At 69.9% G+C, this 23,113-nt stretch carries 19 protein-coding genes and 1 tRNA gene; 5 read left to right on the top strand and 15 right to left on the bottom strand.

What is annotated here, in order from left to right:
• Nucleotides 1-20: 20 nt before the first annotated feature.
• Nucleotides 21-1,541, top strand: a complete 1,521-nt coding sequence (locus GA0115254_RS41195) for an MFS transporter (RefSeq protein WP_093900361.1) — start codon at nt 21-23, stop codon at nt 1,539-1,541.
• Between the two features lie 370 nt (nt 1,542-1,911).
• Entirely contained in the window at nt 1,912-2,265 is a 354-nt protein-coding gene (locus GA0115254_RS41190) for a beta/gamma crystallin domain-containing protein (RefSeq protein WP_093900360.1), read from the top strand.
• A 146-nt stretch (nt 2,266-2,411) separates the two neighbouring features.
• Here GA0115254_RS41190 and GA0115254_RS41185 read toward each other — a convergent pair whose 3' ends face one another.
• The 4 genes from GA0115254_RS41185 to GA0115254_RS41170 all read right to left on the bottom strand — a co-directional run bounded on the left by GA0115254_RS41185 (nt 2,412) and on the right by GA0115254_RS41170 (nt 7,902).
• Complete coding sequence (locus GA0115254_RS41185; RefSeq protein ID WP_093900359.1) at nt 2,412-4,088, bottom strand: AMP-binding protein; 1,677 nt, start codon at nt 4,086-4,088, stop codon at nt 2,412-2,414.
• A gap of 19 nt (nt 4,089-4,107) precedes the next feature.
• Nucleotides 4,108-4,704, bottom strand: coding sequence for a lytic polysaccharide monooxygenase auxiliary activity family 9 protein (locus tag GA0115254_RS41180; RefSeq protein ID WP_093900358.1), 597 nt, complete (start codon nt 4,702-4,704; stop codon nt 4,108-4,110).
• Between the two features lie 158 nt (nt 4,705-4,862).
• Entirely contained in the window at nt 4,863-6,512 is a 1,650-nt protein-coding gene (locus tag GA0115254_RS41175) for an SPFH domain-containing protein (RefSeq protein ID WP_256103078.1), read from the bottom strand.
• 25 nt (nt 6,513-6,537) lie between these two features.
• Nucleotides 6,538-7,902, bottom strand: coding sequence for a peptidoglycan-binding protein (locus GA0115254_RS41170; protein ID WP_093900356.1), 1,365 nt, complete (start codon nt 7,900-7,902; stop codon nt 6,538-6,540).
• A 184-nt stretch (nt 7,903-8,086) separates the two neighbouring features.
• On the opposite strand from GA0115254_RS41170, the gene GA0115254_RS41165 reads away from it, so the two are divergent.
• The 3 genes from GA0115254_RS41165 to GA0115254_RS41155 all read left to right on the top strand — a co-directional run bounded on the left by GA0115254_RS41165 (nt 8,087) and on the right by GA0115254_RS41155 (nt 12,510).
• Nucleotides 8,087-8,160: transfer RNA gene (locus GA0115254_RS41165), tRNA-Lys, on the top strand.
• A 514-nt stretch (nt 8,161-8,674) separates the two neighbouring features.
• Complete coding sequence (locus GA0115254_RS41160; RefSeq protein WP_093900355.1) at nt 8,675-10,579, top strand: glycosyltransferase family 2 protein; 1,905 nt, start codon at nt 8,675-8,677, stop codon at nt 10,577-10,579.
• Entirely contained in the window at nt 10,576-12,510 is a 1,935-nt protein-coding gene (locus tag GA0115254_RS41155) for a radical copper oxidase GlxA (protein ID WP_093900354.1), read from the top strand. The genes GA0115254_RS41160 and GA0115254_RS41155 overlap by 4 nt, the downstream gene beginning before the upstream one ends.
• Before the next feature lie 49 nt (nt 12,511-12,559).
• On the opposite strand, the gene GA0115254_RS41150 is transcribed toward GA0115254_RS41155, so the two are convergent.
• The 11 genes from GA0115254_RS41150 to GA0115254_RS41100 all read right to left on the bottom strand — a co-directional run bounded on the left by GA0115254_RS41150 (nt 12,560) and on the right by GA0115254_RS41100 (nt 23,025).
• On the bottom strand, nt 12,560-13,609 hold the full coding sequence (locus tag GA0115254_RS41150) for a glycoside hydrolase family 6 protein (RefSeq protein WP_093900440.1): 1,050 nt from the start codon (nt 13,607-13,609) through the stop codon (nt 12,560-12,562).
• A 284-nt stretch (nt 13,610-13,893) separates the two neighbouring features.
• A complete protein-coding gene (locus GA0115254_RS41145) occupies nt 13,894-14,577 on the bottom strand; it encodes a class F sortase (RefSeq protein ID WP_176740504.1) in 684 nt (227 codons plus the stop codon).
• Nucleotide 14,578: 1 nt separating this feature from the next.
• Nucleotides 14,579-15,139 (bottom strand): hypothetical protein, encoded by a 561-nt coding sequence (locus GA0115254_RS41140; protein WP_093900353.1) that lies wholly within the window; start codon nt 15,137-15,139, stop codon nt 14,579-14,581.
• 133 nt (nt 15,140-15,272) lie between these two features.
• Nucleotides 15,273-16,061: an HAD-IIA family hydrolase gene (locus GA0115254_RS41135; RefSeq protein WP_093900352.1), complete on the bottom strand. Its 789-nt coding sequence runs from the start codon at nt 16,059-16,061 to the stop codon at nt 15,273-15,275.
• A 248-nt stretch (nt 16,062-16,309) separates the two neighbouring features.
• The gene (locus tag GA0115254_RS41130; RefSeq protein ID WP_093900351.1) at nt 16,310-17,371 is read right to left on the bottom strand and encodes a 2-aminoethylphosphonate ABC transporter substrate-binding protein; all 1,062 of its coding nucleotides are present in this window, start codon (nt 17,369-17,371) and stop codon (nt 16,310-16,312) included.
• An 80-nt stretch (nt 17,372-17,451) separates the two neighbouring features.
• Complete coding sequence (locus GA0115254_RS41125; protein ID WP_093900350.1) at nt 17,452-18,249, bottom strand: ABC transporter permease; 798 nt, start codon at nt 18,247-18,249, stop codon at nt 17,452-17,454.
• A complete protein-coding gene (locus GA0115254_RS41120) occupies nt 18,236-19,183 on the bottom strand; it encodes a 2-aminoethylphosphonate ABC transporter permease subunit (protein ID WP_093900349.1) in 948 nt (315 codons plus the stop codon). Before GA0115254_RS41120 ends, GA0115254_RS41125 begins: the two co-directional genes overlap by 14 nt.
• Nucleotides 19,176-20,267, bottom strand: a complete 1,092-nt coding sequence (locus GA0115254_RS41115; RefSeq protein WP_093900348.1) for an ABC transporter ATP-binding protein — start codon at nt 20,265-20,267, stop codon at nt 19,176-19,178. Before GA0115254_RS41115 ends, GA0115254_RS41120 begins: the two co-directional genes overlap by 8 nt.
• Entirely contained in the window at nt 20,264-20,971 is a 708-nt protein-coding gene (locus GA0115254_RS41110) for a phosphonatase-like hydrolase (protein ID WP_256103077.1), read from the bottom strand. Before GA0115254_RS41110 ends, GA0115254_RS41115 begins: the two co-directional genes overlap by 4 nt.
• On the bottom strand, nt 20,968-22,092 hold the full coding sequence (locus GA0115254_RS41105; RefSeq protein ID WP_093900347.1) for a TIGR03364 family FAD-dependent oxidoreductase: 1,125 nt from the start codon (nt 22,090-22,092) through the stop codon (nt 20,968-20,970). The genes GA0115254_RS41110 and GA0115254_RS41105 overlap by 4 nt, the downstream gene beginning before the upstream one ends.
• Before the next feature lie 162 nt (nt 22,093-22,254).
• Complete coding sequence (locus GA0115254_RS41100; protein ID WP_093900437.1) at nt 22,255-23,025, bottom strand: GntR family transcriptional regulator; 771 nt, start codon at nt 23,023-23,025, stop codon at nt 22,255-22,257.
• Nucleotides 23,026-23,113: the final 88 nt, after the last annotated feature.

Below are 23,113 nucleotides of genomic sequence, written 5' to 3'. Positions count from 1 at the left end.
ACGCTCGTACATTTCCTGGCATGACGAACGCTACGAGCACCACCGCCGAGCGCGGCCACCTCGCCGGCCGCCGGGAATGGACCGCCTTCGTGGTCCTCCTGCTGCCCCTCCTCCTCGTCTCGATGGACGTCTCCGTCCTCTTCTTCGCCATCCCGTCCATCGACCGGGACCTCGCCCCCAGCGCCACCCAGCAGCTCTGGATCTTCGATGTGTACGCCTTCGCCCTGGCCGGTCTGCTGATCACGATGGGCTCGCTCGGCGACCGGATCGGCCGCCGGAAGCTGCTGCTGCTCGGGGCGTTCGCGTTCAGTACCGCGTCCGTCGCGGCCGCGTACTCCACCAGCCCCGAGATGCTGATCGCGGCCCGCGCGCTGCTCGGGATCGGCGGGGCGACGCTGATGCCGTCGACGATGGGTCTCGTGCGGAACATGTTCCGCGACGAGCGGCAGCGCGGCCGGGCCGTCGGCATCTGGTCGGGCGCCATGGCCGGCGGGATCGCGCTCGGCTCGGTGCTCAGCGGGGTCATGCTGCAGCACTTCTGGTGGGGCTCGGTCTTTCTGATCAATGTGCCGGCGATGGTGCTGCTGCTGGTCCTGGTGCCGGTGCTGGTCCCGGAGTTCAAGGACCCGAACCCCGGCAGGTTCGACTTCCTGAGCGTGCCGCTGTCGATGGGCGCCGTGCTGCCCGTCGTCTACGGGATCAAGGAGAGCGCCGCCCATGGGCTCGATCTGCGATACGGACTGGTCATCGCCGCCGGGCTCCTCGTCGGCCGGCTCTTCGTCCGCCGCCAGCACAACCGCAGCGACGCGATGATCAGCCGGGAACTGTTCCGTGACCGCGGCTTCGCGGCCGGAATCGGGCTGAACTCGCTGGCCGCCTTCGCCATGATGGGCTCGGCGTTCTTCACCACGCAGTATCTGCAGTCGGTGCTCGGCATGGGCACCATGGAGGCCGCGCTGTGGAGCTTGGCCCCGTCACTGGCGGTGGGTGCTGCGGCCCCGACGGCCACGGCGATCGCCCAGCGGACCGACCGTACGCGAGTCGTCTGCGCCGGTTTCGTCATCGCCGCCGCCGGTTTCGCCGTACTCGCGCTGACCGGTACGGACTCGCTGTGGCTGCTGCTCGGCGGCAGCGCGGTGATGAGCTGCGGCATCGTCACCGTGATGGCGCTGGTCTCGGACCTGGCGCTGACCACCGCCCCACCGGAGAAGGCGAGTTCGGCGGCCTCTCTGCTGGAGACAGGCCAGGAGTTCGGCGGCGCGATGGGGATGGCCCTGCTGGGCGCGGTGGCCACGGCGGTCTACACCGCGGACATGCCGGGCTCGGCGCCGGAGGCGGCCCGCAAGACGCTGCCGGGCGCGGTGGCCACGGGGGACGGTTCGCTGATCTCGGTCGGGAGGGAGGCATTCGTGCACAGCATGCAGTACGCCTCGGTGGCTGGGGCCGCACTGTTGCTGGCGGGGGCGGTGCTGGCCGTGACGCTGCTGCGGCGGAGGTCCGCGGTGACGCCGCGGGAGGAGCCGGCCCTGACGAATTGCTGATCGCTTCAGAATGGGGTTCGGATTCCTCTCAAGTGGGACGTGCACATCGGCTCCACCGCCTGCCGGGCCCGTCAGCACGCTGCCGGAGCGGCGAGTGGGGCGGGGCCGGCGAGGGTTCGGGCTTTTTCGACCGTACGCCACGGCTTTACCTCGGGTTATCACCCTTTTGATGCGTTTTCCCTGGTTACGGCCGGTATGACCTCCTTCCGTTTGTAGCGTGGGGCCTGCATCGTTCGAGCTGCCCGATGGGGTCTCATGGCTGCCTGACGGGTCGTATCCCGTTGCCTGCTCGACGAAGCACCGTTCCGTCATGACGCAATATCGCCGACAGGGTCGGCCCGTGCGCCGGCCTTCGCGTGAAGGAGAATCTGTGTTTTCGAAAAGCAAGAGGGCCGCGCGTTCCATGGCCGTGGCCCTCGCCACGGCTGCCGCGCTCACCGTCAGCATGCCGAGCGGTAACGCCTTCGCCATCGACCACGTCCAATGCGTCGGCGGGGAGAACTTCTTGAAGATCTGGTCGCACCTCGATGGCCGTGAGAGCGTCGACTGCTACGCGAATGGCGGGAAGACCGACTTCGGCGGGTGGTGGGTCGACCGGATCTCCACGGGCAACAACGACCTGATCTACTACGACGCCAACGGTGACTCGGTGAAGATCGAGCGCTGGCACGACATCACCTTCCCGAACTACCCCCCGAAGGTCGTCGCCATCCAGATCGTGTGACGAGTTGACATCCGGTTGCGGGAAATGACTGTCCCGGTCACGCCTTTCCGGGCGTGACCGGGACACGATGGCTTGAAGAGCGTTCTGCCGTCGGTCGCCGGACGGGCTCGATCCTCAAGCCCGTCGAGGGGTGCCTCCCATGCCCTTCAGGCCATGGGGGAGATCGAGGGCAGCAGGCCGTCTCGCCCGTGTGCTTCGAACTCGCCCAGCAGGCGGTCCAGTTGTTCCTCGCCGAACGCTTCGTACCCGCCCCGGGCGCCGTTCCACCACACCGGTCCCCCGCACCAGAACCCCTCGCGGCGCAGCCCCACCCGGTGCACCTTGTTCGTGGCCGTCACCGGCATCGCCGGGACGATGCGTACGAAGCGGGGGGCCATCTTCGTACCCAGGTCCGTCTGCTCCCCGAGGAACGCGGCGAAGGCGGACGGGTCGAAGCCGGTGCCCTCCCGCATCGCGAGCGCCGCCATCACCTGGTCACCGGCGACCGGGTCCGGCACCGCGTACACCGCCACGGCCGCCGCGTCCTGCCAGCGGGCCAGGATGTTCTCGATCACCGCGGCGGCCAGGTTCTCGCTGTCCACCCGCAGCCGGTCGTCCGTACGACCCGCGAAGTAGAGGAAGCCGTCGGCGTCGCGGAAGAAGAGGTCCCCGGTCCAGTACCAGCCGCCGTGCACCCGGTCCGCGTCCGCCGCCGCGTTGCGCCAGTACCCCTCGAAGGGCGTACGGCCCCGGTTGACCAACTCACCTATCGCGTCCGCCCCGTTGGTCAGCCTTCCGGACTCGTCGAAGACCGCGGCGGCCCGCTCCTCGCCGGTCTCCGGGTCGACGACCGCGAGATCGTCGCGCGACGCCGCCTTCCCGATCGCATGCTTCGGGGTGTCCGGGGTCCGCTGGATCGCCGCGCCGCCCTCGGAGGAGCCGTAGCCCTCGACCAGCCGCACCCCGAACCGCTCCCGGAAACGGGCCGCGTCCACCGCACCGGCTTCGGTGCCGAAGCCGAGCCGCAGCGGGTGCTCACGGTCGTCCGGGCGCTCGGGGGTGGCCAGCAGATACTGCACGGCGCGGCCGACATAGGTGAAGTACGTAGCCCCGTGCGCCCGTACGTCATCGAGGAAACCGGAGGCCGAGAAGCGGCGGCGCAGCGCGACCGCGGCCCCGCCGGCCAGCGCGGGCGCCCAGTCGGCAATCACCGCGTTGCCGTGGAACATCGGCATGCAGATGTAGTGGACGTCCTCGCGCCGGACGCCGAAGTGATCGACGAGGGACCGCCCGGCCGCCGCCAGCCGCCCCTGGGAGCAGATCGCGGCCTTGGGTGCACCGGTCGAGCCCGAGGTGAAGTAGAGCAGCATCCGTGTTCCGGGCCCGACTTCGGCCAGGACCGTGTCACCCGGTTTCGCTCCTGCGTACGGGGCGAGCAGTTCGGCGTACGCATCGGTGTCGGTGACCAGCACCCGCACACCCGGAAGATCCAGGCCGTCGAGCAGCGAGAGATGCGCGCGTTCGGTCACCAGGACGCGGCAGTCGGTGTGCAGGATGTCGCGGGCCAGTTCGGCGCCGCGCCGGGTGGGGTTGATACCGGCGACGGCGACCCCGGCCAGGGCCGCCGCACTCAACCAGAGCGCAAATTCAGGGGTGTTGTCCAGCAGTACCCCGAGGTGCGGTTCGCTGCCCGCCGGCAGCAGATCCGCCAGGAGCGCGGCCCGTGCGGCAGCACCCGAGGCGACCTGGTGATGGCTGAGGACGGTGTCCTCAGATCTCAGTCCCGGCCGGTGGTCGCCCCATTGGCGCTGTACGAGCTCCGCGACGGTGCCTGCGCTCCCCATGGCGCCGCACGGTAACTGACTACACGTCAGACTGAACATCGGAGCACGCATAGAACGCGTTCGCCGTGTCCGCGATGGTCCAGACGCTCAGGATGATGTGCTTCCCGGTCTTCTGGGTGGGGATGGTGCCCTGCTGGGTCAGGGTCGACGGGGGCTGCTTGCCGCCGTACGGCACCGTCATGAAGGGCTGCGGCTCCAGGTCCGCCCTGGTGAGGGGCTTGGTGGGGTCCCAGCCGTTCTTGGTGACGTAGTAGCGGAAGTCCGTCGTGGCGTGGCGCGCGGTGAACTGCCAGCGGAAGCTGAAGCCCTGCCCCGCGGTGACATCGGTGGCGGGCCAGTTGCCGCCGCGCGGGTCGTCGAGCTGGGCGAACTCGGAGTGGCCGCCGGAGCAGATCCTGCCGTCGGCCGGCCCTGCCGCCGGGAAGCCCTTGGGGCCCTCGACGCTCTGCGGCTCCCACTGGATGTTGCCGCAGCCCGTCACCGTGCCATTGGCGCAGAGCTTCTGGCGGCTGATGGGGTTGTCGGTGTAGCCGTGGCTGCCGGCACTGCCCGTCGCGAACATCGAGACGCCCGCTATCGCCAGGCCGACTACGGCCGCGCTTGCCCTTTTACGCATTGCTGTCGCTCCTCAAGAACGTGGGGGAGGTTCCATGAGCCCTGCTGCGCGCATGTGCTGCGGTCTAGACCAAGCCTTAGATTATTGACGCGACATGAACATGTCCAGACCAATGGGAGCTGGATTCCGCTTCGCCACCGGAGCGCCCCCGGAAGCCCTCAGGCGCCCTCCCCGCCACTGCGTCCGGTGTAGAAGGCCACCGTCAAGTCCTTGACCAGCGCCTTCCGTTCGTAGTCGTCCAGCTCCACGAGCCCCCTCGAGGTCAGCCGGTTGACAGTGTCGTCCACGGCGTCAACCACCGAAGTCAGCACACTGTCACGATGCTTGGCGTCGATGGCGGCGATCCGGCGGCGCTGCATGGCCGCGGCGACCTCCGGTGCGTACTCGATTCCGGTCGGCTGCGCCGAGTAGACCTCGACGCCGACGGGTTCGCAGTCCGCCTTCAGCATCCGGGTCAGGGCATCACCGACGGCCTCCGCGTCGCGCAGGGTGTGCGCGTCCTCCTGGAAGGCGTCGGCGGGCAGCTGCGAGAGGACCCGGGCCATCGCCGCCTCGACCTGCTCACGCAGATACGCCTCGTGGTCCGCGACCCCGAGCGTCGCCCGTACGGTGTCCCTGATCCGCCAGACGACGAGGACGACGACGCGCAGCGCCGTACCGTTGGCATCCACGGCGGGGAGCGGTTCGCTGCGCCAGTGCCGCAGGCGTACGTCGACCCGGCGACGCAGCAGCAGCGGGCTGATCCACATCAGCCCGGTCCGCCGCACACTCCCCCGGTACTCGCCGAAGAGCGTCAGCACCCAGGCGTACCCGGCCCGTCCGCGGCCCAGGCCGCCGAGCGCGAAGATCACCACCATCACCAGCGCGGCGAGGCCCGCCCAGACGCCGGAACCGATCCCGTCGTACGGACGCGAGCCGATCCCGAACCGGGCGAGCGCGGCGGCGGGCAGCGCGCCGACCCACCAGAGGACAGCACCACCGGCAACGATCCCGGCCAGCCCGGCGAGCAGTGCCACCCAGCCGGGCAGCGCGGGCCCCGGCCGCTCGGCAAGCTGTGGATCACCGACCGGCGCCGGCCGCGTCGGGGGCGGCACCTGCGGCCCCCTCGGCACGGGCGGCTGAGGCACCCCCGCCGCCGGCTCGTCACCGTCGTCCCCCCTCCGCATCACACCTGCAGGGAGCGCGGCCGCGTCTGCGCGCTCGGAGCCCTCACGGAAGAGCAGGTGCACGGGGATGGTGGCGGGCCGCTCATGGGCGATGACCGCGTGATGCCGCTCGGTCCTCCGTGGGGCGTCGGCGGACTGCCCGGCCCCGTCACCCCCGGCGACGGGGAGGGGGTCGAAGACGATGTCGGGAACGACCCGGTTCGTGGACGAGGACGGGGACGGGGTGCCGGAACCGGGCCCGGTGCGGTGGTCGGTCAGGGCCGGAGCGGGCGCGACGTCCGGGACGGGAGCGGCGCCCACGGCCGGAACCGATACCGAGGCCGAGGTCGCACCGAGGGTTGCGGAGTCCACGGCCCCACCCGGGACCAGGTCCAGCACAAGGTCGACCACCGAGTCGGGACCGGCACCCGGCTCCCCGTCCGGGACGGCCCCCGGGCCCGCACCGTTACCCGAACCCGAAGCCGCCCCCGCACCGCTCCCCGGATCCGGAGCCGTCTCCTCGCCCGCTTTCCCCGCCCCGTCGCACGCCTTCAGCCGGTCCGGACTCCACACCCGCACCGGCGTCTCCCCCTGCTCCCGCCTCCCTTCCCGTTCCCTCGCGTTCTCCGGGGTTCCGGAGCTGTCCGACACCGTGGATCCCATTCCCGCCTCCGTCATGTCCGTTCTGTCACGCGAAGAGTCGTCGCCAGGTCTCCGGGCCGGGGTAGCCGTCGGCCGCTCCGCCCCGCCAGCCCTGGGCCCGCTGGAAGGCCTCGACATTGCGCCGGTCCGCCTCGGTCCAGCGGGTCCCCGGTCCCGACTGGTAGTGCTTGCCGTATCCCTTCTTCACCAACTGCTTGCCGAGCCTGTCGACATGGCCGTTCGACCGACCGGGCCGGAAATAGCCCCGCCCGGGGAACTTCGAAGCCGGGTTCGAATCGCCCCGGCCGCTCCCGCTTCCGGCGGCGGGAATGTCGCGACCGGTCCCGTTGGCCAGGCGGTGCCAGGTGTCGGGGCCGGGGATGCCGTCCGCTTCCTTGCCCTTCCAGCCCTGAGCCTGCTGGAAAGCCCGGGTCGCGCGCCGGTCGGCGTCGCCCCAGCCCGGCCCGGGGCCGACCTTGTAGAAGCGCTTGCCACCCCGGTCCGCGAGCATCTTCCCGAGCTGGGTGACGTATGTGTTGCTGACTCCGGTACCGAACTTCCCGGCGCCCGGGAACGCCTTCGTCGACACTCCGCTGTCGCTGCTGAGCGACTTGTAGCGGTACGCGACGTACTTGGCGGAGTTGGTCCAGTACGCCATGGGCGTCGTCTGCTTGCGGGTGTGCGGCTTCGTCTGCTCGTACGCCGTGTAGTGGGTGTGCGTGGAGTTGGTCCAGCCGCCGAAGATCGTGACGTGCGAGCCCTTCGTGGGGTCGGCCGGATTGTGGAAGAGCAGGATGTCGCCGGGCTGCAGCTTCGCCCGCGCGATCTTCTTCCCGTAGGTGGCGAGGCTGCCGGTCCACTCGTTGCCGGGCAGGTTCCAGGCCATCGACACATAGCCGGAGCAGTCCTGCCGGTAGCCGTCGGACCAGTACTTGTTCATGCTGTACGGAACCTGCGCGGACACCCATTTCTTCGCGCGGTTGATGATCGCGGCCCGGCTGGTCTTGCGCAATGTGGTCCCGGTGGACGAGGGCGGGCCCGACGCCCCCGTGCCCCGCAGCGGCCCCGGGCCGCCCTGCGGACTGTCCGGATCCCGGTCGACCGGGGCGAGCGGGTCGTCCTCGTCGGCCAGGGTCTCCGGGTCCACCGACATCGTCGCCTCGTCCGTACGGGCGGCTCCGGTCGCCTCCGCCGCCCGGCCGCCCGGCGCACGCGCCGCCTCGGCCACGCCGGTGCTCAGCACCACTCCGGCCGCGGTGACCAGCACCAGCGCGCGGCGCGCGCCATGTGCGGCCGGATGACCTCCGTACCGCACGGGCAGGGCGCCGGCGGCAGTGCGCCGTTGTGCGGCGCATCCCGCACAGGTGCAGTCACTGGCAGGTACGTACTCCTCGAAAGCCGGCACAGTCATGCGATTCCCCTCCTCACTCGTCAAGATCCTTCGGCGCATCTGCACGGGCGCCAGTGTCTCGACTCTCCTGACATATCGCATTTTGACGGACAGAAGAGAAAAAACGACCATCCGACAGGCCGTGAGGGACCGGAAATGGTCGGGAGCACACCTCACCTTCGGGTAGAGTTCTTCAGGTCAGCAGGCGCCGCTAGCTCAGTTGGTTAGAGCAGCTGACTCTTAATCAGCGGGTCCGGGGTTCGAGTCCCTGGCGGCGCACGCAGAGTCAAGGCCCCCTCACCACACGTGAGGGGGCCTTGCTCGTTCACACCCCCCGCATCGCCACTTTCACGGGACCCGCAAGCGGCATACGGCTGCCACACAGTCACCACCCCGTCACCCAGAGGCCCGAAGAGCCTTCGCTTACGCCTCCGCGCACCCCTTCCGCAAGGGCTCCACAAATCGAACACATGACTGGCAACCCACCCTTTTCACCCTTGCGATCGGGACCGGGGTCGGACAACCTGTCTAGAGGTCGTCAGCTCCAACCAGGCTGATGTGCCGTGCAGTTGGGGGATGCAGAGGGGGACGTCTCCGGCTGTCCGCTACGTGGGGTGGGGGCCCCGCTCAGGGACAGATGCCGGGGAGGCACCGGACAGCCGGAAGGGCGCCGTTCCGTGTCTGAGCGGAAAGTCGCCCGCCATTGATGTCGTCCGCGGCGACCGACAGGGAATCGCCGTGGCCGAGACGACCGACCAACCACGCACTGACCACGCGTGCAGGGGGATGACCCATGACGTCGACGCCGACAGGCGCCCGGCAGCAGAACAACGACCCTTCCCGGACCACTCAGCTCCGGATACCGGCGCAGCCGAGGACCGGGGAACGACGGCGGCACCCGAAGAATGCGTTGCCACGTTACGACTACGAGCACTACAGCCGGCTCGCCGGCCCGCTGACCCGGCCCGATCCGGGCAGACCGTACCGGGTGCAGTACCGCTCGCTGCTCTCGCAGGAGCCGCACAGAATCCGCGCGGCGCTCCTGCTGGGCGCCGCGCCCCTCGTCTCGCTCGGTCTGTTCGTCTGGCTCATGCAGCCGGATCACTGGACCCGGCGCGACCCGAACCTCAAGAACGACACGCTGCTGGTCCTCGACATCGTGATGCTGGTCTCGATCGGCCTGATCGAGCTCTTCCGCACGCTGAACGTCCTGTCGAACGCGCACGCGACGCTGGTCGCGCGCGACCCGGTCCCGGTCGTACCGGAGACCGGCACCAGGGTCGCCTTCCTCACCTCCTTCGTCCCGGGCAAGGAGCCCCTGGCGATGGTGAAGAAGACCCTCCGGGCCGCGGTCCGCATCCGGCACCGCGGGACGGTGCACGTCTGGCTGCTCGACGAGGGCGACGACCCGGCCGTGAAAGAGGTCTGCGTCCGGCTCGGGGTGCACCACTTCACCCGCAAGGGCGTCGCGCGCTGGAACCGGGCCGAGGGTGCGCACCGCGCGAGGACCAAGCACGGCAACTACAACGCCTGGCTGGACGCGCACGGCGGCGCGTACGACTTCTTCGCCTCCGTCGACACCGATCACGTACCGCTGCCCAACTATCTGGAGCGGATGCTCGGCTACTTCCGCGACCCGGACGTCGGCTTCGTCATCGGCCCGCAGGTCTACGGCAACTACGACACGTTGGTCACCAAGGCCGCCGAGTCCCAGCAGTTCCTCTTCCACGCACTGATCCAGCGCGCGGGCAACCGCTACGGCGCCCCGATGTTCGTCGGCACCAGCAACGCGGTGCGGATCTCGGCCCTCAAGCAGATCGGCGGCCTGTACGACTCGATCACCGAGGACATGGCGACCGGCTTCGAGATGCACCGCGCCCGCAATCCGCGGACCGGCCGCAAGTGGCGCTCGGTCTACACCCCGGACGTGCTGGCCGTCGGCGAGGGCCCGACCGCGTGGACGGACTTCTTCACCCAGCAGCTCCGCTGGTCACGGGGAACGTACGAGACGATCCTCAAGCAGTACGGGAGGGGCCTCTTCTCGCTCCCCGTGGGCAAGCTCTTCAACTACACCATGATGATCATCTTCTACCCGATGTCCGCCCTGAACTGGATCCTCGCGGCACTGAGTTGCGCACTGTTCCTGGGGATGGGCGCCTCGGGCGTGCAGATCGACCCGACGGTCTGGATGATGCTGTACGGCAATGCCTCGGCGCTCCAGATCGGCCTGTACATCTGGAACCGGCGGCACAATGTCTCACCGCACGAGCCCGAGGGCTCCGGCGGCCTGGCCGGCATGATGATGTCCGCGCTCTCCGCCCCGGTCTACGCACGCTCGCTGCTGGATGCCGTGCTGCGCCGCAAGAGCTCGTTCGTGGTGACACCCAAGGGCGACTCGTCCAGCCCGGACACCCTCTTCGGCACCTTCCGGATCCACCTCGTCTTCATTGTGGTCTTCGGCGGCTCCATCGCCGCCTCCTTCGTACGCGGACACAGCCATCCGGCGATGCTCACCTGGGCCGCCATGGCGCTGCTGATCACCGCGGCACCGATCCTCGGCTGGCAGTACACCGTCCGCACGGAGAAGCGGAAGCGCCGCACCACCCCACTCCCGCAGCCGGCACGCATACAGGCCGATCCCGAGCGGGCCGAGGACGAACAGACCATGCAGACCGCTCTTGGGGGACATGAACGATGAAGTACCGTCCGAGTCTCCGTACCCGCCGCATGGCGATCAGTACGGCGGTGGTCCTGGCACTCTCGGGAGCGAACGGGCCGTGGGTGTACCGCTTCAGCAGCGAGCGCTACCACGAGTACAAGATCAATAAGCCGGACTACACGGCCGCGAACGGCCACTGGGACTTCCTGGACATCCCTTCCGGGTACCGGATCAATACGATCCACGCGGCCCTGCTGCACACCGGCAAGGTGCTGCTCGTCGCGGGCTCCGGCAACAACCGGAAGAACTTCGACGCGAAGAGCTTCCGCTCGGTGCTGTGGGACCCGAAGACCGATGAGTTCAAGAACATACCCACGCCCAAGGACATGTTCTGCTCGGGTCACACCCAGCTGCCCGACGGCAAGCTGCTCATAGCCGGCGGCACCAGGCGTTACGAGAAGCTCAAGGGCGATGTCACCAAGGCCGGCGGGCTGATGATCGTCCACAACGAGGACCCGGACAAGCCGATCACCCTGCCCGCGGGCACTCGGTTCACGGGCAGCGCGAACGGCAGGACGTTCGTCTCCAAGGATCCGGTGCTGGTCGAGAGGGCCACCAAGGTCTTCGACCGGAGGACCGGCGCGTTCCTGCGCAACGACGCCGGCCTCGGCCGGATCTATGTCGAGGCACGGAAATCCGGTGAGGAGTACGGAACGGGCACCGAGGACAACTACCGGATCGCGGGCCTGACCGGCTCCGACGCACGGAACGTGTACGGAATCGCGCAGAAGCTCGCCCTCGACAAGAAGGACTTCCAGGGCATCCGGGAAGCCTTCGAGTTCGACCCGGTGGCGGAGAAGTACATCACCGTCGACCCGATGAACGAGGCGCGCTGGTACCCGACGCTGACCACCCTCCGGGACGGCAGTGTCCTCGCCCTCTCCGGACTGGACGAGATCGGGCAGATCGTCCCCGGCAAGGACGAGATCTACGACCCGAAGACCAGGAAGTGGCAGTACACCGGCATCGTCCGGAGGTTCCCCACGTACCCCGCGGTCTTCCTGCTGAACGACGGGAAGCTCTTCTACTCCGGTTCGAACGCCGGATACGGCCCCGCCGATGTCGGCCGCGAGCCCGGCATCTGGGACCTGACGACGAACAGTTTCAGAAAGATCCCCGGCCTGAGCGACGCCGACGAGATGGAGACCTCGGCAACGGTACGGCTGCCCCCGGCCCAGGACGAGAAGTTCATGGTCATCGGCGGTGGAGGGGTCGGCGAGTCCGACAGGTCGAGCGCGAAGTCACGTCTGGTCGACCTGAAGGACCCCTCCCCGAGGTTCCGGGACGGCGCCTCGCTGGAGAAAGGCACCCGTTATCCGAGCGCCTCCCTCCTCCCCGACGACTCGCTGCTGGTCACCGGCGGCTCCCACGACTACCGCGGGCGCGGTGGGTCCAATGTGCTGCAGGCCCGGCTGTACGACCCGAGGACGGACACGTACAAGCGGGTCGCCGACCCGGCGGTGGGCCGCAACTACCACTCGGGTTCCGTACTCCTCCCCGACGGCCGGGTCATGGTCTTCGGCTCGGACTCGCTCTACGCGGACCGGGCGAACACCCGGCCGGGCGTCTTCGAGCAGCGCATCGAGATCTACACGCCGCCGTACAGGTACCGCGGTTCGCGCCCGGAGCTGACGGCCGGACCGAAGACCGTCCGACGCGGCGGCACGGGCAGATTCACGACGGCGCACGGGGCGCCGATCACCTCGGCGAAGCTGATACGGCCGAGTGCGGTCACCCATGTCACGGACACCGACCAGCGGTCGGTGGCGCTGGGCCTGAAGAGGACGGCGGGCGGGATCACGGTGACGGTGCCGGGGAACCGGGCGTTGGTGCCGTCGGGGTGGTACATGCTGTTCGTGACGGACGACAGGGGGACGCCGTCCGACGCGACGTGGGTCGACGTGCCATAAGTGCGGGTCCCCGGGGCGGGGCGTCCGGTGATTCGGGGCGCCCCGCACCCTATTTCGACGCCCGGGCCAGCCCCAGCGCGTACTCGGGCCACCAATCGCCCGCCTTCGGGCCGCCCTTGCAGTCACCGTCGGACTCGCCGGGCCGCTTGACCCAGAGGTAGGCGTCGACCAGTTCGTCACCCGTGTCGGTCGTCGGCGTCTCGCCGAGCGCGCGGCCGGGCGGGTTGCACCAGTTCTCCTCGGGCGCGCCCCCGCTGTACGGGCCGTTGCCGTTGCGGCTGGTGTCGATGACGAACGGCTTGTCGCCGACCTTCGCCGAGAGCTGCCTGCCGAAGTCCGTACTGGCCTCCGTGGTCTGGAAGTTGGAGACGTTGACAGCGAATCCGTCGGCCGCTGCGATGCCCGCCCGCCGGAGCGGCTGGAAGAGCGCGTCGGGGGTGCGCCAGCCGGCGTTGCCGGCGTCCATGTAGACGCGGGTGTCCGGCTGCTGCCCGAGCCGCTCGACGGCCCCCTTCAGCAGGTCGTACCGCTCCTCGTGGAACTCCTGCGGCGTGCACCCGTCGACCATGTGCAGCAGCGCGTCCGGCTCCAGGATCACCGTGGCACGCCGGTCACCGATGCCCTTGGCGACGCCGTCCAGCCAGGCCCGGTACGCATTGCCGTCGGCGGCGCCGCCCTTGGAGAACTGGCCGCAGTCGCGGTGCGGGATGTTGTAGAGGACCAGCAGCGCTTCCCGGCCGGCCTTCTCGGCCGCCTCCGTGAAGCCCTTCACCTCGGCCTCCGGATCGTCCGGGCCGATCCACTCGCCGACGGGCTGCCGCGCGATCTTCTCGATCAGGCCGGCGTTCTCCTCGTCGCCGTCCTTCGTGTACGTGGCGACCTGCCTGGCCGCATTCCCGTCCGGGTTGACCCAGTACGGGTCGCTGCCCCGGGGACGCTGACCGATGGCACCGGCATCCTTCCCCGCACCGCCGGAACCGGGGGACGAGCCGGACGAGCCGGACGAGGAGGAACATCCCGCGAGCAGCAGAACGGCCCCGACCGCGGCCACCGCACCCACCCGCACCATGCCCGACCGGCCGTTGCAGCTGCCGTACATCCACTCCCCCTCGGGTGCGACGGCGGTGCACTGCCGCGTCCCCTTCATCCTGGCACAGGGCTTCTGTCCGTTCACCCGGAAGCCGAGAGTGAGCCATTGTCGACGGTACGTCAGAAATGCTCTCAGTCACGGCGGTTCGCCGCCATGGAGCGCCGGGCGCGGTCCACCCCTTGGCCCCCCGTGCCGGCGCCGGCTGCTCCCGCACCCGTGCGCCGCGGTCGAGGACCGGCCCGGCCGACGCCCCGGGGGAAGAGGGCTGTCGGCCGGGCCGGATACCGGCGTCGTCAGTCGCTGCCGCTCCCCGCGGACTTCTCGCCGGTCAGGTAGGCGGAGACGACCACATTCGCGTCGTACGAGTGCGCCGCCCGGTCGTAGGTGCCGCCGCAGGTGATCAGACGGAGTTCCGCGCGGCCGTTCTTGTGGGGGCCGTACGCCTTGTCGGCGTTGAAGCGTTCCCGGGTGAAGACCTGGACGTCGTCGATGGTGAATTCGGCGACCCTGCCGTCCGCGCGGGTCACCTCGACCCTGGCGCCGGGGCGGGCCGCGCTGAGCCCGTAGAAGACAGCCGGCTGGGTCTCGGTGTCGACGTGGCCGACGAAGAGGGCGGGACCCTTCGCGCCGGGCTCGGTGCCGCTGCCGTACCAGCCGACGGTCCGGGGCGTGTCGAACGGCGGCGGTTCGATCGCCCCGTCCTTGTCCAGGCCACGGGCGACCACGGGCGCGTCGATGCCGATCGACGGGACCTCGACGCGCTCCGGCGCGGCGCCCTCGATCGGGTCGTGCGGCGGTGGCAGCGGGACGCCGAGCGGGCGCCCGACCGCGGCGATGTCGCCGGTGGTCGGGGCGGAACTGGCGCCGGAGCCGTCGGCGATGTCGCGGCCCCAGAGCCACAGGCCCATCAGCAGGACTGCCCAGGCCACTCCGGTGAGCAGCCGACCGCGACCCTCGGGGCGGTCGGGGGCGGACACGTCAGTCCTCGGCCGGGCGGCGACGGCGCACGCTGCGGAACCCCACGACGGCGGCCGCGACGGCAGCCAGGGCCAGACCGATCACCACATGCACGGCGCCTGGGCCGTCCTGATGGGCTTCCTTGTCGGTGAGGACGGCGGTACCGCCGCCGCCCGCGCTGACCGGCGCGAGGGGCGTGGCCCGGCCGCGGTCCATCACGGTGACCCTGCCGGATGCCTTGGTGCCTTTGTCGTCCGTACAGACGATCTGGATGTCGTGGTCGCCCGGGGAGGCGTCCGAGCTGATCCGGGCCTGCGCGAAGAGGCCCCCGTCCGCGGCAGGCGAGAAGCGCGCCTCCGAGACGAAGGCATCGGAAGTGCCCCTGGCCTCCTTGCCCCCGCAGGCGTCCAGCCTGAGGGCCACGTCGCCGCCCGGGGCGGCGGAGGGCGGGGTCACCGAGAGTGCGGTGCGGGAGTCCGAGCCCGTCTGGCCGGACCCGGATTCGGCCAGTGCGGCGGAAGCCGGCACCAGGGTCGCCGCGACGGCCGCGACGGCACAGAACGTGAGGGGTATCGAACGCATCGTGAACCTCCTTAGGGAAGGTTCACGCCTGCTCCGGCTTTTCGCATCCGCAGGAGCACGGGGGCGGGGCGGGCGGGCAAGGCCCCCTCGGAACGTTTTCCCCCCGCCCCCTCGGGCCGGCGCCCCGCCGGGCTCAGCTCACGTCGACGAGGTCGACCAGATCGGCGATGGAATCGACGACCGTGGACGGCCGGAAGGGGTACCGGTCGATATCCGCCATTGCGGTGAGACCGGTGAGGACCAGGAACGTCTGCATCCCCGCCTCCAGACCGGCCAGCACATCGGTATCCATCCGGTCGCCGATCATGGCGCTGGACTCGGAGTGGGCGCCGATCGCGTTGAGTCCGGTGCGCATCATCAGCGGGTTGGGCTTGCCCGCGAAATACGGGGCCTTGCCGGTGGCCTTGGTGATGAGGGCGGCGACGGACCCGGTGGCGGGCAGCGGGCCCTCGGCGGACGGGCCGGTCTCGTCCGGGTTGGTGCAGATGAAGCGGGCGCCGCCGTTGATCAGCCTTATCGCCTTGGTGAGCGCCTCGAAGCTGTATGTACGGGTCTCTCCGAGGACCACGTAGTCCGGCTCGTGGTCGGTGAGGACGTAGCCGATGTCGTGCAGGGCGGTGGTGAGCCCGGCCTCTCCGATGACGTACGCCGTGCCGCCGGGCCGCTGGTCGTCCAGGAACTGGGCGGTGGCCAGGGCAGAGGTCCAGATATTCTCCACCGGCACGTCGAGACCCATGCGGTCCAGGCGGGCGTGGAGGTCGCGAGCGGTGTAGATCGAGTTGTTCGTGAGGACCAGGAAGGGCAGCCCCGAGTCCCGCAACCGCTTGATGAAGGCATCCGCTCCGGGGATCGGCGTCCCCTCGTGGATCAGGACTCCGTCCATGTCGGTGAGCCAGGATGAGATCGGCTTGCGCTCTGCCATGTGGGACTCCTGCCGTACGCCGTGTGCGGGGACGCCGGCGGCACCGCGTTGTGCAGCGCCGACATCCCCGATTTTAGGCCGTCCGTTCAACCAGCCGATACGGCCGGAACGCCCGGTGCCGAATCACCCGGTGCCTGGTCGTCGGTGCCTGGTCGCCCGGCGCCGCCCCCCGGGTGGTCCAGACCCGTTACCTTTGCGCGATGATCCGCCGAAGTCCCTTTTCCTCAAGGTGAATCGCCGGCCTGCGGTCAGCTGCCGGTGGCCGACTTCCAGGCCTCGACGTACGTGTCCAGGTTGGTGCCGATGTCCGACCAGTCGGGCTGGAAGATCTCCACGCCGTCCATCAGCTTGGCGAGCTCGATGGCGTTGGCGTCGGTGGCCTCGATGTCCTTACGGGCCGAGAAGCCGCCGCCGACCGCGCTGACGTCCTTCTGGGCCTGCTCGGAGAGCATGAAGTCGAGCAGCTTCTTGCCGTTGGCGCTGTGCGGGGCCTTGTCGACCAGGCCGGCCGCGTACGGCAGGGCGAAGGTGGTGGGCTTGCCGCCCTCCTTCGCGGGGAACCAGATGCCGAGGTTCGGCATGTCCTTGGACTGTGCGTAGTTCATCTGGACGTCGCCGTTGGCCGCGAGCAGTTCGCCCTTGTCGACCTTGGGAGCGAGCTTGCCGGTGGAGGCGGACGGGCCGACGTTGTTCGCCTGGAGCTTCTTCAGGTACTCCATCGCCTGCTCCTTGCCGCCGAAGTCGTGCATGGCCTTGATCAGTACGGCCGTGCCGTCACCGGCGACTCCGGGGGTGGAGTACTGGATCTTGTTCTTGAACTTTCCGTCGAGCAGGTCCTCCCAGGTGGTGGGGGCCGACTTCAGCTCCTTCTTGTTGTGGATGAAGCCGAAGTAGTTGTTGACGACGGAGGTCCACTTGGAGTCGGACGCCTTGTCGGCGCCGTCGACCTTGTCGGAGCCGGCCGGTGTGTACGCCGTCAGGAGGCCCTTGCTGTCGGCCTGCTGGATGAACGGCGGCAGGGTGACCAGCACATCGGCCTGGGTGTTGGACTTCTCGCGGACGGCGCGCTGCACCATCTCGCCGGAGCCGCCCTCCACGTACTTGACCTTGATGCCGGTCTTCTTCTCGAAGTCCTTGAAGACCTTGTCGTACCAGCCGTCGCCGTTCTCGCCCTTGAGGCCGTCCGCGCTGTAGACGGTGACGACCTTCTCGTCGGAGGCGGCCGAGGAGCCGCCGCAGGCGGAGAGGGTGGCGGCGAGGGCGAGGCAGCCGGTGACGGCGGCTATGGGCTTGAGGTGGTTCTTGCGCATGACGGTCGTATCTCCTGGATGTCGGCCGGAAGCCGGCCGGAGTCGGTACGGGGGTGTCGGCCGATCCACGGATCGACGGATCAGCGGTACGAGGCCCTGGTGCGGATTCGGGCGACGCCGAGCAGCACGAGCAGCGTCGTTCCCATCAGGACCACGGCGACGGCCGCTCCGGTGAACAGCGAGCCACGGTCGGTGGCCGCGAAGATCTGCACCGGGAGCGGTGTCCAGTCCGGCGGGTAGAGCATCATCGTGGCGCTCAGCTCACCCATGGACAGCGCGAAGCAGAGCCCTGCGGCCGCCGTGAGGGCCGGCAGCAGGAGCGGCAGCTTGATGCGCCACAGGACGTACGAGGGTCGGGCGCCGAGACTGGCCGCGGCCTGTTCGTACATCGGGTCGAGACGCACTATTGCCGACGAAACCGACGAATAGGCGAACGCCGTGACAAGAATCGTGTGCGCCAGGATCACGATCCAGCGCGTCCCGTTCAGCAGCATCGGCGGCTTGCTGAACGCGACGAGCACGGCGAGGCCGACGACGACCGACGGCACGGCGACCGGCAGCATGAACAGCGCGTCGAGGAACCTCCTGCCGCGCCTGCGCAGCGAGGCGGCGGCGAGCGCGGCCCAGGAGCCGACGGTGAGGGCGAGCAGACTGGCGCTGACGGCGGTGATCAGGCTGGTGGTCAGGGCCTGGAGGGAGTCGCCGCCGGTCGCGGCCGCGTAGTGCTCGGTGGTCGGGCCCGAGGGGAAGGCGCCGGACCAGTTGGTGGTGAACGACGCGGCGAGGATGACCAGCAGCGGCACCGCGAACAGCGGGACGAAGAGCACGAAGAACACGGCCCAGGCGGCCCACTTCCCCGTACGGCTATGCACCAACACGGCGGCTCACCATCCGATACAGGCTGTAGAGACCCACGGAGATCGCGATGTTGACGACGGCGACGACACAGGCGGCCGGGTAGTCGGACTCCAGGATCGCCTTGCTGTAGACGAGCATCGGCAGGGTCGTGACTCCTTTCGCGCCGGTGAACAGCACGATGCCGAACTCGTTGAGACACATCACGAGGACGAGGCTGCCGCCCGCGGCGAGCGCGGGGAGCGCTTCGGGGAGGATCACCTGCCGCACGATCCGGGCCGGCCTGGCGCCCAGCGAGGACGCCACCTCCAGTTGCGCGGTGTCGAGCTGCGAGAACGCGGCGAGCAGCGGGCGCATCACGAAGGGGGTGAAGTACGTGACCTCGGCGAGCAGCACGCCCCACGGGGTGGTGAGGAAGTCGAAGGGCCCGTTCGGTGCCCCGGTGACGTCCGTCCACAGGCCGTTGGCCATGCCGGCATTGCCGTAGATGAACAGCAGGGCGAGCGTGATCAGGAACGACGGGAAGGAGAGGAAGACGTCGATGAACTTGGCGACCGCCCTGCCGCCGGGGAACGGCACGAACGCGATGACCATGGCCAGGACGAAGCCCAGCACCAGACATCCGACCGTCGAACCGACCGCCAGCCACACGGTGGTCGTCAGCGCGGAGCGGAACGACTCGGAGGCGAACACGTCACCGTACGGGGCGAGTGAGGTGCCGCCCTCGTCCGGGCTGACGGACTGCTGAACGACGAGGGCCAGCGGGTAGAGGAAGACGAGTGCGAGGACGGCGACGGGCGGCAGCGCCCAGACGAAGCGGGGGATCCGGCGGTCGCCCGCACCCCGGTCCGGGGCCTCGACCGGCTTGCGCGGGTCGGCGATCGAGCCCGTGCGGCGCTTGACGGACCGGCTGCCGGACGGTCCCGGGCGGACGTCCGCGGTCAGCGCGCTAGGCATGCGCTCCTCCCCCGGTTCCCGGTGCCGTGCCCGCGGGCAGCAGCACCGCATCCTCCGCGGCAAAGTGCAGCGTCACCGTGTCACCGAGCGCCGGTGTCTCGCGCAGCTCGCGGAGGTCCGCCTTGACCCGGTGCCCGTCGACGTCGACGTACAGCCGGTGGGTGGAGCCTCGCCACTGCACCTCGGCGATCGTGCCGCTCAGTGCGTTGGGCCCGTCGCCGAGCCCGACCAGATGGGGCCGGACGCACAGGGTGGCGGTGGCACCGCCGGCCGCTTCGCCGGTCGGTACGTCGAGCGCGCGCCCCGCGAAGTCGACGGTGTCGGCGCCGTCGGCGACGGTGACCGGCAGCAGATTCGCGTTGCCGACGAACGACGCGGTGAACTCCGTACGCGGGCGGCGGTACAGCTCCTGCGGGGTGCCGCAATCCTGCAGCCGCGCCTTGTCCATGACCGCGATCCGGTCGGCGAGGGTGAGCGCCTCGACCTGGTCGTGGGTGACGTACAGGATGGAGATGTCCGGCAACTCCCGGTGCAGTCGCGCCAGTTCGGCGAGCATTCCGGAGCGCAGCTGGGCGTCGAGCGCGGAGAGCGGTTCGTCGAGCAGGAGCACGCCGGGGCGGATGGCGAGCGCGCGGGCGATGGCGACGCGCTGTTGCTGGCCGCCGGAGAGTTCGCGCGGGTAGCGCTCGGCGTAGGCGGCCATGCCGACGAGTTCGAGGGCCTCGGTGACCCGCTCGGGGATTTGTGCCTTCGCCGCCTTGCGGGCCTTGAGTCCGAAGGCGACGTTGTCCTGGACCCGCATGTGCGGGAAGAGTGCGTATTGCTGGACGACCATGCCGATGCCGCGCTTGTGCGGCGGCAGCCCGGTGACATCCCGGTCGCCGAGGTACACCCGGCCCGAGGCGGGCTGCACGAATCCGGCGACGGCGCGCAGGGCGGTGGTCTTGCCGGACCCGGAGGGCCCGAGCAGCGCCATGACCTCGCCGGGTTCGACGGTCAGATCGAGCCGGTCGAGGACGGTGTTCCCGCCGTAGGCGACGCTGACCTGATCGAAACGGATCCCGCCGGTGGCCCCGCCGGTCATGCTTCCGCCCGAGCGACGAGGTCCGGCAGCTCCGCGACCGAACGCAGCACGTGCGTGGCCCCGTTGCGGGTCAGCTGGTCCTTGTCGTGTGCGCCGGTCAGCACGCCCGCAACGATCCCGGCCCCGGAGCGTATGCCGCTGAGCATGTCGTACGAGGTGTCCCCGGCGACCACGGTCTGCTGGACGCCGTCCACCGCGCCGGTGCGCAGGAAAGCGGCGAGGACCATGTCCGGGTGGGGACGCCCGCGCCCGCCCGCGTCGGCGGGGCAGAGGGTCAGGTCGGCCAGGTCCTGCCAGCCGAGTGCGGCGAGGATCGCGTCCTGGGTGACGCGCGCGAACCCGGTGGTGAGGACCACCGTGCGGCCGGCTGCCTTCAGCTCCTCGATCGCCTCGCGGGCGCCGGGGACCGGGGCGATGAGGCCGCCGTGGACCAGTTCCCCGTATGCCTCCTCGAAGGTGGTGTTGGCCTGCTGGGCCCGGTCCTCGTCACCGAAGAGGTGGCGGAAGACGGAGATCTTGGACTCGCCCATGGTGGCGCGTACGTAGTCGAGCTTTCCGGCGTGGTCGGCGGAGCCGGGCTCCACGCCGAGGCGCTGGGCCGCGGCGGAGAAGGCCTGCTCGACGAGGCCGCCGTCGGCGACGGTGGTGCCGGCCATGTCGAGCACGATCAGGTCGAGGGGGTTCTGCGAGGTCAACTTCTTCACCAGCCCAGTTCGTTGGCGGTCGTTTCGGCGATTGCGGGCGAGCAGGTCATGCCGCGCCCGCCCGGTCCGGTGACCAGCCAGACGCCGTCCCGCACCTGCTGGCGGTGGACGACCCGGCCGGTGTCGGTGCACTGGGCGTAGACCCCGGCCCAGCGGTGGCGGATCCTCGGCAGCGGGCGGCCGAGGAAGGATTCGACGACCCCGGTGAGGTGCTCGTACGGCTCCTCGACGGTGTCGAAGGAGAAGGGGTGCTCGTACTCGTGGGTGTCGCCGATGGTCAGTCCGCCGTCGCGGCGCTGCACCATCAGGAGCTGCATCCGGTGCTCGGCGGCGGTCGGCGCCTGTGCCTGCCGGGCGTTGAGGGTGTCCAGCGCCTCGCTCCGGTACGCCGGGTAGTAACGGAAACTGTCGGCGTCGGCGACGGAGGTGGTGAGCGGCTCGCCGAGCGGGTCGGTCTGCATCATCTGGAGGCGTACGCGACGCACCGGCAGATCGGGGCCGGCCAGTTCGCGGACGAGTCCGCCGAGCCAGGCTCCGGTGGCCAGGATCACTGCGTCACCGGTGTGCACATCGCCGTGGTCGTCGCGGACGGAGGCGGTACCCATCACCTCGCGGACCTCACGCCCGCCGAGGTACGTATACCGCCCGGACTTCACCAGCTCCTGCTTCAGTGCCAGTTGGGCGGTGCGCGGCTCGACCGCCGCATCCCGCTCGCACCACAGGGCGGCGGTGAAGTCGCCGCGCAGCGCGGGGTTGACCGCGCGGGCCTCGTCGGCGGTGAGCAGCTTGTAGCCGCGGGCCGCCGCGTCGGGGCGGGCGACGGCCGCCTCCGCGACGGCGGTCTCCAGCTCGGTGCGGAGCGGGGTGAGCGAGCCGCAGGGCCGGAAGCCGAGGCCGGGGACCCGGGCCCCGATGCCCTCCCACAGCTCACGGGCGCGAAGCGCGGTCTCCAGTTCCTCGCCACCGGCCCGGCCGCTGACCCATATCTGTCCGAAATTGCGGAGCGATGCCCCGCGCGCCTCGCTCTCGCGCTCGATCTGTACGACCTCGTGGCCGCGGTTCACTGCGTGCCAGGCGTGCATGGTTCCCACCACGCCGGCTCCTACGACGATGACTCTCACGACGGCTACGCTCCTCGGGGCTGGTGACCCGTACGGATCGGTACGGCAACGGGAGGGTGAACTGGGCCCCAAGCTTGGACCAGACCCGTTACCTTCTCGTTATCATGAGGAGTCGATCGGTGGCTGCCGTGTCCGGGGCTGTTTGGTGCCGTTTGGCGCCGTTCAGCGTCCGCCCTGCGCGCCCAGGTGTGCGGTGAAGGAGAACCTGTCCCCGCGGAAGAGGGTCCGTACGCGCTCCAGCGGCTTCCCGCCCGTATCGCGCGAGATCCGGTGGATCAGCAGCATGGGCAGTGCGGGCGGCGTACCGATGAGCAGCGCCTCGCGCGGCGTCGCGAGCACGGTCTCGATCCGCTCGTCCGCATCACCGAAGGAGATCCCGAGCCGGTCGCGGAGGTAGGCGTAGAAGGACGAGTCGGGGTCGAATCCCGTGTCGAGATCCGGTACGCGGGCGACGGAGACGTACGTGCTCTCCAGGCCGACCCGGTCGTCGTCGGCGAGCAGCACCCGCTCCAGGTGCCAGACCGGTTCGCCGCGCCCCACCCCGATGTCGGCGGCCAGCGCCTCGGGGCAGGGGAACCGCTCCAGACCGATGAGGTGACGGCCGGGGGTGCGGCCCTGGCGGCGTACGCCCTCCGTATAGCTCGCCAGCGAGAGCGGCTGCTCCAGCTTGGGGCCCGCGACGACGGTGCCGCGCCCCTGGCGGGCGAGCCGCCCCTCCAGCAGGAGTTCGCGCAGCGCCTGGCGCACCGTCTCGCGCGAGACTTCGTAGCGCTCGGCCAGATCGCGTTCGGTGGGCAGCATGCCGCCCTCGCCCAACTCCTCTATGAGGAGGGACACACGAGCCTTGACCGCGTAGTACTTGGGGATACGGCCGTGCTCCGGGATGCCGGAGCGGATGGGTGCGCCAGGTGTCTGGTCGTACGGGTAGTCCACGGCCCGATGGTGGCAGACGGACATGAACACCCGTGAAAGCCCGGGCGCGGACGGGCCTGACGACGGGTGCGGAAGGGGCGGTTCAGGG

Origin of the sequence: Streptomyces sp. Ncost-T10-10d, from assembly GCF_900091955.1 — a bacterium.
GTDB lineage: Bacteria > Actinomycetota > Actinomycetes > Streptomycetales > Streptomycetaceae > Streptomyces.
This window is presented reverse-complemented; position numbering and strand designations above follow the sequence as displayed.

Bases quoted from the DNA above. Each gene is read 5' to 3' on its own strand.
- GA0115254_RS41155 (WP_093900354.1), top strand. From the start codon at position 10,576: ATGAAGTACCGTCCGAGTCTCCGTACCCGCCGCATGGCGATCAGTACG.
- GA0115254_RS41195 (WP_093900361.1), top strand. From the start codon at position 21: ATGACGAACGCTACGAGCACCACCGCCGAGCGCGGCCACCTCGCCGGC.
- GA0115254_RS41135 (WP_093900352.1), bottom strand. From the start codon at position 16,061: ATGGCAGAGCGCAAGCCGATCTCATCCTGGCTCACCGACATGGACGGA.
- GA0115254_RS41170 (WP_093900356.1), bottom strand. From the start codon at position 7,902: ATGACTGTGCCGGCTTTCGAGGAGTACGTACCTGCCAGTGACTGCACC.
- GA0115254_RS41160 (WP_093900355.1), top strand. From the start codon at position 8,675: ATGACGTCGACGCCGACAGGCGCCCGGCAGCAGAACAACGACCCTTCC.
- GA0115254_RS41150 (WP_093900440.1), bottom strand. From the start codon at position 13,609: ATGTACGGCAGCTGCAACGGCCGGTCGGGCATGGTGCGGGTGGGTGCG.
- GA0115254_RS41140 (WP_093900353.1), bottom strand. From the start codon at position 15,139: ATGCGTTCGATACCCCTCACGTTCTGTGCCGTCGCGGCCGTCGCGGCG.
- GA0115254_RS41185 (WP_093900359.1), bottom strand. From the start codon at position 4,088: ATGGGGAGCGCAGGCACCGTCGCGGAGCTCGTACAGCGCCAATGGGGC.
- GA0115254_RS41115 (WP_093900348.1), bottom strand. From the start codon at position 20,267: ATGACCGGCGGGGCCACCGGCGGGATCCGTTTCGATCAGGTCAGCGTC.
- GA0115254_RS41180 (WP_093900358.1), bottom strand. From the start codon at position 4,704: ATGCGTAAAAGGGCAAGCGCGGCCGTAGTCGGCCTGGCGATAGCGGGC.
- GA0115254_RS41120 (WP_093900349.1), bottom strand. From the start codon at position 19,183: ATGCCTAGCGCGCTGACCGCGGACGTCCGCCCGGGACCGTCCGGCAGC.
- GA0115254_RS41175 (WP_256103078.1), bottom strand. From the start codon at position 6,512: ATGGGATCCACGGTGTCGGACAGCTCCGGAACCCCGGAGAACGCGAGG.
- GA0115254_RS41130 (WP_093900351.1), bottom strand. From the start codon at position 17,371: ATGCGCAAGAACCACCTCAAGCCCATAGCCGCCGTCACCGGCTGCCTC.